The organism is Chloroflexota bacterium (genome assembly GCA_035652535.1).
Lineage (GTDB): Bacteria > Chloroflexota > UBA6077 > UBA6077 > SHYK01 > DASRDP01.
This window is the reverse complement of the sequence record DASRDP010000151.1, coordinates 1-2,567: the sequence shown is the minus strand read 5'-3', so window position 1 is coordinate 2,567 and position 2,567 is coordinate 1. Positions and strand designations below refer to the sequence as shown.

General features: G+C 66.5%; 3 protein-coding genes. All 3 read right to left on the bottom strand.

What is annotated here, in order from left to right; genetic code table 11:
* Window positions 1–258, bottom strand: a 258-nt coding sequence (locus tag VFC51_18665; GenBank protein ID HZT09049.1) for a Rieske 2Fe-2S domain-containing protein, incomplete at its 3' end; no start/stop codon positions are given.
* Between the two features lie 29 nt (window positions 259–287).
* Window positions 288–1,436: a cupin domain-containing protein gene (locus VFC51_18660; protein ID HZT09048.1), complete on the bottom strand. Its 1,149-nt coding sequence runs from the start codon at window positions 1,434–1,436 to the stop codon at window positions 288–290.
* 162 nt (window positions 1,437–1,598) lie between these two features.
* Window positions 1,599–2,567 (bottom strand): aromatic ring-hydroxylating dioxygenase subunit alpha (locus VFC51_18655; GenBank protein HZT09047.1); only part of this gene is annotated, 969 nt, incomplete at its 5' end.

Sequence of the window (2,567 nt, the reverse complement as noted above, 5' to 3'; positions counted from 1 at the left end):
CCGCAGACCCCCATCCTCCAGAAACCCGTAATACAGCGACGTCCCCCGATGCGAGCAGTGCTCCCCCAGCAGCCCATAGCCGCCCTGGGCATCCCGAAACAGAACCAGGTCCTCCCCCAGGAGCCGGACACGCTTCATCGGCCGCTCGGCCAGCTCGGAGGCCGCGGCCACCGGCTGCCAGTAGCGCCGCAACAGCTCCCCGCACGGCGTCCCGGGCCCAACGCGCGTGAGCAGCTCGTTCTCTTCTGCGGTCAGCATGGTTTCCTCCTCCGGGCCGCGTGAGCGCGCTAGGCGCGCGCGTACACGATGTCAGGCATGTCCAATCGCACGCCGTTCCTGGCCAGCGCGTCGGCATAATCCCGACGGACCTGCGGGTCTTCGCGCTCGAAGTCGATCATCGTTCCGCCTTCCGCGGTCGAGGTCATCACGCCGTTCTTCGTTTGCGCACGGCGCACGCCGAAGGGGAACTTCGCGCTGCCGTTGCGCAGGGCGAGCTGCAAGGCGCGCTCCGGTCCGGTGTTGAAGTGCTGGTGGTACCAACCGGTGGGCGGGCTGAAGGCGCTGCCGGGCTTCCAGTCGATCCGGACCACCTGGTCGCCGTAGCCGTTCTCGTACGGGCGCTCGCCCAGGTCGTTGGGCCACATGAGGGAGTAGCCGACCGACTTGATGATGAGGAGGATCGCGCCGCCTCCGTGGTGGTGGGCCTTCACGTAGCGGCCGACGGGCCACTCGGCGAGATGGCCGATGAGGCTGTTGCTCGCGATCTCGAACTGAGTGAGCAGCAGCCCCGGCCCCTTCCGCTCGGATGGGTCGATCTGGGCCGTGCGGACGTCCGGGATGAAGTTCGTCTCCCACAGGTACGACTCGTACTCCCCACCCGCGCCGCGCGGCCGGCGCTGGTCCAGCGTGAAGTAGTCGGCCTGACCGGCGAACCGCTCGCTGAAGGTGAAAGGTGTCCCGTAGATAAACTCCTCGTTGTAAAAGAGGTCGAAGACGAGCGGCGCCGTGGTGAAGGCCGCGTAGCGGACGGGCTGGCCCATGGCGTAGATGCGATGAGGAACGTTGAGGGGGATCGCGAAGAGGCTCCCCTCGTGCCACTCGAACTGGTGCGTCTTGCCGGACGGGTCCTCGACCGTCGTCGTCCCGCTCCCCTCGAGGACGTAGATCACCTTCTCGTACAGGTGTCGCTCGAGCTTGGTGCTGCCGCCGGCGGGGAGCCGGGCCACGTACATCCCGGTGATCCCCTCCATCCCCTTCATGATGGAGAAGTAGACCTCCGCGCCGATCCGGTCCCAGTAGCCGAACTCGGGCTCCGCGAGATCGGTGAGGCCGTACCCCTCGATGACCGGTACACCTTGTCGTCGCACCCACGCCTCATATGGCGTCGGCGTATTGCCCCACGAGCGGGACGCATCGCTGCTGGCCTGTGCGGTCATCGGTCACTCACCTCAAAACACGTCTGTTACTCTATGATTCGTGCGTCGAGCGGGTGTTCGCGCCCCGCCAGAAGGCGGTGGGCCACACGGCCCGCCCTACGGTACCGCGGGTCACGCATCCAGATACGCAGTGCGTCACGGACGCAGTTGAGACGCGGTGCATTACACCCCCAGCCGCGCTTTGCCGGGCGGGATCTCCACGACCTCGTGCCGATCATCGAACACGGCCTCCCGCGACCGTCGCGCAACAGCGATGGCGCCCTCCATTGTGCCCGCCGCTTGATCGCGCTCGGCAAGCCAACCCTCGAGGTCAATTGAGCCGTTGCTGGCTGGATCGCGCACGAGGCCGCGCGGGTCATCACCCCGCTGCACCGCCGCGATGGCGTCGAACAGCATCTGCCGGAGGATCATGATGCCGTGGTCCGACGCGCCCAGGTGCTCCCGTGTTCGGTCGAAGATCGCGCCCTGCGTCTCCCACGCCATGCCGTCCTGACTCGAAAACGTGTCCATGTGGTACTCGCCCTTCTCGTTGACCCACGAAGGCTCGTAGGAGACCGGTGGCTCCTCGGCCTGCTCCACGGGAAGCCCATCCACGCTGGGACGAAACTCCACGCGCACGATCCGTGTGTGTTCGTCGTCGATGGGAACCCGCCAATGCATCGAGCCGGAAAGGCGCAGCATATTGGGGAAGACCAAGAGATTCCCCCAGCCGGTGCCGCCGCGGGGGCCCTCGTACGTCCAGCTCTTCAGCAGACCCCATTCGAACTGCTGGAACCCGTACCGAACGAAGGGCCGACCGAACCCGCCGCCCATCTGGGGGCGGCCTTTCGTCTTGAAGGTGTACGCGTGGAGGAAGTAGGTGTGGGTGACGTCTGCGGTGTTCTCCTCCGCCTGCAGCCAGTTGCAGTTGAGAACGGGTCGGATCTCGATGACGCGGGTTCCTTTGTCCCACGTCAGGATGTCCCAGCGGGGGAGGAGGGGCTGCTTCTCCGGCGGCCCCAGGTATGCGAAGAGCACCCCCGCCAGCTTCTGCACCGGATACGCCGGATGGCGCAGCGTGTGGCGCATCAGCGACTGCGCCGGCTCAAACGGCTGCTCGATGCACGCGCCCGTCGCGTCATACAGCCACCC

Excerpts from the sequence above, each read along its gene's own strand:
- VFC51_18660 (HZT09048.1), bottom strand. The coding sequence starts at position 1,436 with ATGACCGCACAGGCCAGCAGCGATGCGTCCCGCTCGTGGGGCAATACG.